This window comes from Nostocoides australiense Ben110, from assembly GCF_001050535.1.
In the GTDB taxonomy this organism is placed as follows: domain Bacteria; phylum Actinomycetota; class Actinomycetes; order Actinomycetales; family Dermatophilaceae; genus Nostocoides_A; species Nostocoides_A australiense.
Map to the genome: position 1 here is coordinate 2,380,456 of NZ_HG764815.1, position 4,689 is coordinate 2,385,144.

Consider the following 4,689-nt stretch of genomic DNA (forward strand, 5'->3'; position numbering starts at 1 on the left):
CCGGGGATATTGCGCTGGCGGGCGCGGGCGACGGCGATCTCGCCGGGCGCGACATCGTTGACGAGTGCCGAGCCGGCGGCGACATACGCCCCGTCGGCCACGCTGACCGGCGAGACGATGACGGTGTGCGAGCCGACGAAGCTGTGCCGGCCGACGAAGGAGTGGTGCTTGGCCACGCCGTCGTAGTTGGCGAAGATGGTGCCGGCGCCGATATTGGCGCCCTCCCCGATCGTCGCGTCGCCGCAGTAGGTCAGGTGCGGCACCTTGGCACCCGGCCCGATCTTGGCGTTCTTGGTCTCGACGAAACCACCGATCTTGCCCTGGGGGCCGAGTTCGGTGCCGGCGCGCAGGTAGCTGTAGGGGCCCACGGTCGCCCCCTCCCCCACGACGGAGAACTCCACCTCGGCGCGGCGCACATGAGCCCAGGCGCCGATCTCGCTGTCGCGGATGGTCACCTCCGGCCCGATCGTCGCCCCCTCGCCGATCGTGGTTGCGCCGAGCAGTTGCGTGCCCGGCTGGATCGTCACATCGGTGCCGATGGTGACGTCGACGTCGATCCACGTCGAGGCCGGGTCGACGATCGTGACGCCGGCACGCATCCACCTCTCAGTCTGGCGGCGGCTGAGGACGGCGCCGAGGGTGGCGAGCTGGACGCGGTCGTTGACGCCCTCGGTCTGGATGACGTCGGAGATCTGGAAGGCCGAGACATTGCCGCCGTCGCCGCGCGCGAGCGCGAGGACGTCGGTGAGGTATTTCTCGCCCTGCGCATTCTCGGTGCCCACGCGCGCGAGATTGGTGCGCAGCACGTGCGCGTCGAATGCATAGATTCCCGAGTTGATCTCGCGGATCTGCAGCTGCTCGGGCGTGCAGTCCTTGTGTTCGACGATGGCGGCGACGTGACCGTCGGCGTCGCGCACGATCCGGCCGTATCCGGTGGGGTCCGGGGCGTCGCCGGTCAGCACCGTGATGACGCTGTCGCTCTGGGCATGCCGCTCCAGCAGCGCGTTCAGCGTGTCACCGGTGAGGAGGGGCACGTCCCCGTAGGTGACGAGGATTGTGCCGTCGAGGTCGGCGGGCAGCGGCTCGAGGCCGCATTCGGCGGCCCGCCCGGTGCCCTTGACCTCGTCCTGGTCCGCGATGATCGCGTCGGGGTCGACCTGCGCTATGTGCTCGGCGACGAGATCGCGTTGGTGGCGCACGACGACCGAGAGGTATGCCGGCCCGGTCGCCCGAGCGGCCGCGATCGCGTGCCCGAGCAGGCTGCGCCCGCCGATGCGGTGCAGCACCTTCGGGGTTGCGGACTTCATCCGGGTTCCCTCACCGGCGGCGAGAATGACAACGGCGGCGGGGGCTTCGGAGGTCACGACCACATCGTATGTGGCGCCCTCGCCTCCCACGTCCTTCGCCGTGTCAACCCGGGCGCCGGATCGCGCGTGCTCGATGTGCCGGACGCGTCAACCGGCGCCGGCCGGACGGGCAGTGACGGAGGAGACCATGAAGCACCTGACATCTCGATGGGGTCGAATCGGCATCTCGACGGCTTTCGCCGCGCAACTCGCCCTCGTCGCCGCGTTGTGCGGCTGCGGCACCGTCGGCTTCGCTCCCGGCACGCAGTCATCCGGGACGCAGTCATACAGCACGCAGGAGTCCTCCCCCACTCAGGAGACAGCGACCGGGACTTCGTCGACCCCGCCCAGCACCGCCTCCTCCACACACCCCGCCACCACCACAGTGGCCGGGGAGAGCGTGACGATCTTCCTGCCCAACGACAAGCTCGCCGGCGCCGGCGACTTCTGCTCGCTCGTGTATCCGCTGCAGCGCCCGGTGCCGGCCGGGGCGGATCGCGCCGAGGTCGCCCTTCGGCAGCTCTTGGCCGGACCCACCGATGCCGAACGGGCACAGGGATACGGCGGCTGGTTCTCGACGGCGACCGCGAACGACCTGATCGGGGTGCAGGTGCGGGGGCAGACGGCATACGTCGATCTGCGCGACTTCTCCGCGACGATCCCCAACGCGAGCACCTCGTGCGGAAGCTCGATCCTGCTGCACCAGTTGGACGCGACGACGAGCGCCGCCACCGGTGCCGACGAGGTCCGATACGCCTTCGCGGGGGATCCGGCGGCGTTCTGGAACTGGCTGCAGGTCGGCTGCCCCGCCGGTGGCGACGACCGCTGCGACCCGGCACCGTTGCGGTGAGCTCCCCGGGTAGGAATCGAACCTACGTCGCTAATCCTGATTCAAAGTCAGGCGGGCCCTACCAGCAGACCAACCGGGGATCGCCGCGCCGTGAGCGGGCAGGACAAGGGTAATCGAGCCTGCACAATGGAATGGTGAGTGCCAGCGAGCCGCGCGGTCGGCATCCATCCGGGCGCCCCCGGATGACCGGGGTGCAGCGACGTGAGCAACTGATCGCCGTGGGCCGGAAGTCGTTCGCGGAGAAGGGTTTCGAAGGCTCGAGCGTCGAGGAGATCGCCTCCCGCGCCAAGGTGTCCAAGCCCGTGGTCTACGAGCACTTCGGCGGCAAGGAGGGGCTGTATGCCGTCGTCGTCGACCGGGAGATCGCCGACCTGACCGCACGGGTCACCGACGCGTTGAGTTCCGAAGGGTCGGCCCGCACCCTGATCGAGCGGGCCGCGCTCGCCCTGATCGGCTATGTCGAGGAGGAGACCGACGGCTTCCGGATCCTCGTGCGCGACTCGCCGCCCGGGCAGCAGACGGGTTCGCTCGCGAGCCTGATGAGCGATGTCGCGACGCAGGTCGAGCATCTGCTCGCGGCGCAGTTCAGGGCCCGCGGGCTGGAGGCCAAGACCGCGCCCATGTATGCGCAGATGCTCGTCGGCATGGTCGCGCTGACCGGGGGCTGGTGGATGGATTCCAACCGCAAGTTCTCGCGTGAAGATGTGGCCGCTCATGTCGTCAATCTCGCCTGGAACGGGTTGACGGGCCTGGAGAAAAACCCGACGCTCCACGCCTGAGGGGTTACCTCTTGTGGCCGACGGCGAAGATCCGCCGGAAGGGCAGGATCACCCCGGCGGGGGTGCGGGGGTAGGCCTCGCGCAGGCGGGCGGCATACGCGTCGACGAAAGCGGCCCGCTCGTGCTCCTCGGTCAGCAGATCGATGACCGGCCGCAGACCGGTGCCCTTGACCCATTCGAGGACCGGATTCTCCTGTGCCCCTTCGGGATCGAGCACATGCAGATAGGTCGTCTCCCAGGCGTCCACGCTCAGCCCCTCGCGCGCCAGCACCTGCAGATAGGTCGCCGGCGCGGCCGAACCGCCGCGTTTGAGGGCGGCCTCGAGTTCGCCGGCACGCGGCTGGGTGATCGCGACCTCGCGCATCAGGCGGTGACTGGCGGCGTCGTGGTTGCCCGGCACCTGCATCGCGAACCAGCCGCCCGCGGCCAGCGCGGCTGTCCAGGCGGGGATGAGTTCGAGATGCCGAGGGATCCACTGCAAGGTGGCATTGGTGATCACGACATCCGGGGCCGCGCCCAGGCTGCCAATGTCCCACTGCGCGAGGTCGCCCTGGATCCATTCGACGCGGCCGTCGGCGTCCAGCGCCCGGGCCGCGTCGAGCATCTGGGCCGAGGAGTCGACGCCGACGATTCGCGCGGCCGGCCAGCGCTGCGCCAGGGCGAGGGTCAGGGGCCCGTTGCCGCACCCGAGGTCGACGACCAGGCCGGGCTCCGCGGCGCCGACACGCGCCGCCAACTCGTGGAACGGACGACTGCGTTCGTACGCGAACTTGGCGTATTGGCCCGGGTCCCAGCGCGTGGTCATCGGCCTCTCCCTCGTATGGCAAGTATCTTGACGTCAAGATACTTCTCACATATCTCGACGTCAAGATACTTGACGCCTAGAGTGGACGGCGTGAACGTGCCACCCGAGCCGGCGCCGGCCACGGACGACGTCGATGCCATCGTCGCCGCCTGGCACCGGGAGCGACCCGACCTCGACCTGACGCCCCTGCACGTGCTCTCCCGTGTCACCCGGCTGGCCCGCCGCCTCGACCTGGCCCGGCGCGAGGCCTTCTCCGCGGTTGCGCTCGAGCCGTGGGAGTTCGACGTGCTCAGCGCATTGCGGCGGGCCGGGCGGCCATACCGCCTCTCCCCCGGCCAGCTCGTCGAGGCCACCCTCGTCACCAGCGGCACCATGACCAACCGCGTCGACCGTCTCCAAGAGCGCGGCCTCGTGCGCCGCCTGCCCTCGCCCACCGACCGCCGCGGCGTGCTCGTGGAGCTGACGCGCGAAGGCGCCCAGACCGTCGACGGCGCCCTGACGGCGTTGCTGGAGAAGGAACGGGGACTGCTCACCGGTCTCCCCGCGGCCGACCAGGCGCAGCTCGCCGACGCCCTTCGCGCCCTCTCGACCGCCATCGACCCTCGCTGAGTCCGGCATCCGGCGACCTGTGGCTCGCCGGCCGTCGGCCCGCTTGCGAACGGGTCAGCCGGCGATGTCCGCCGCGGCGAGCCAGGCCTCCTCGAGGTCGACGACCTGGTCGGCGACGGCGCGCAGGTCGGCGGCGAGGGTCATCATCGCCTGGTGGTCGCTGGCCCGGGTCGCCATCTCCTCGTGGAGGCGGTCGGCCTTCTCCGACAGGCGCTGCAACTGCTTCTCGATGCGGGCGATCTCCTTGCGCGCCTCGCGCACCTGCGCGGGGCTGGGGCCGGCGGCCGGGGCCGGCGCGCT

The 4,689-nt window shown here is 70.3% G+C and carries 5 protein-coding genes, 1 tRNA gene and 1 pseudogene; 3 read left to right on the forward strand and 4 right to left on the reverse strand.

Annotated elements, in window-relative coordinates:
- A partial coding sequence (gene glmU, locus BN11_RS11425) for a bifunctional UDP-N-acetylglucosamine diphosphorylase/glucosamine-1-phosphate N-acetyltransferase GlmU (RefSeq protein ID WP_048701298.1) occupies positions 1–1,364 on the reverse strand: 1,364 nt, incomplete at its 3' end.
- A 130-nt stretch (positions 1,365–1,494) separates the two neighbouring features.
- Here glmU and BN11_RS11430 point away from each other — a divergent pair.
- A complete protein-coding gene (locus tag BN11_RS11430) occupies positions 1,495–2,196 on the forward strand; it encodes a GerMN domain-containing protein (RefSeq protein ID WP_157044101.1) in 702 nt (233 codons plus the stop codon).
- A gap of 1 nt (position 2,197) precedes the next feature.
- Here BN11_RS11430 and BN11_RS11435 read toward each other — a convergent pair.
- Positions 2,198–2,276 (reverse strand) — tRNA-Gln (locus tag BN11_RS11435).
- Between the two features lie 102 nt (positions 2,277–2,378).
- On the opposite strand from BN11_RS11435, the gene BN11_RS11440 reads away from it, so the two are divergent.
- Positions 2,379–2,975 (forward strand): TetR/AcrR family transcriptional regulator, encoded by a 597-nt coding sequence (locus tag BN11_RS11440; protein WP_048697786.1) that lies wholly within the window; start codon positions 2,379–2,381, stop codon positions 2,973–2,975.
- 4 nt (positions 2,976–2,979) lie between these two features.
- Here the strand turns inward: BN11_RS11440 and BN11_RS11445 are convergent, their stop codons facing one another.
- Positions 2,980–3,780: a methyltransferase domain-containing protein gene (locus BN11_RS11445; RefSeq protein ID WP_048697789.1), complete on the reverse strand. Its 801-nt coding sequence runs from the start codon at positions 3,778–3,780 to the stop codon at positions 2,980–2,982.
- A 96-nt stretch (positions 3,781–3,876) separates the two neighbouring features.
- Between BN11_RS11445 and BN11_RS11450 the strand changes: the two genes are divergently transcribed.
- Positions 3,877–4,389, forward strand: a complete 513-nt coding sequence (locus BN11_RS11450) for a MarR family winged helix-turn-helix transcriptional regulator (RefSeq protein ID WP_048701300.1) — start codon at positions 3,877–3,879, stop codon at positions 4,387–4,389.
- A 54-nt stretch (positions 4,390–4,443) separates the two neighbouring features.
- On the opposite strand, the pseudogene BN11_RS23705 reads toward BN11_RS11450, so the two are convergent.
- A pseudogene (locus tag BN11_RS23705) lies at positions 4,444–4,689 on the reverse strand (ABC transporter ATP-binding protein); the annotation flags it as partial.

What these genes read in the sequence shown, in the direction of transcription:
- BN11_RS11440 (WP_048697786.1), top strand. Translation starts at nt 2,379, where the DNA reads ATGACCGGGGTGCAGCGACGTGAGCAACTGATCGCCGTGGGCCGGAAG.
- BN11_RS11430 (WP_157044101.1), top strand. Translation starts at nt 1,495, where the DNA reads ATGAAGCACCTGACATCTCGATGGGGTCGAATCGGCATCTCGACGGCT.
- BN11_RS11445 (WP_048697789.1), bottom strand. Translation starts at nt 3,780, where the DNA reads ATGACCACGCGCTGGGACCCGGGCCAATACGCCAAGTTCGCGTACGAA.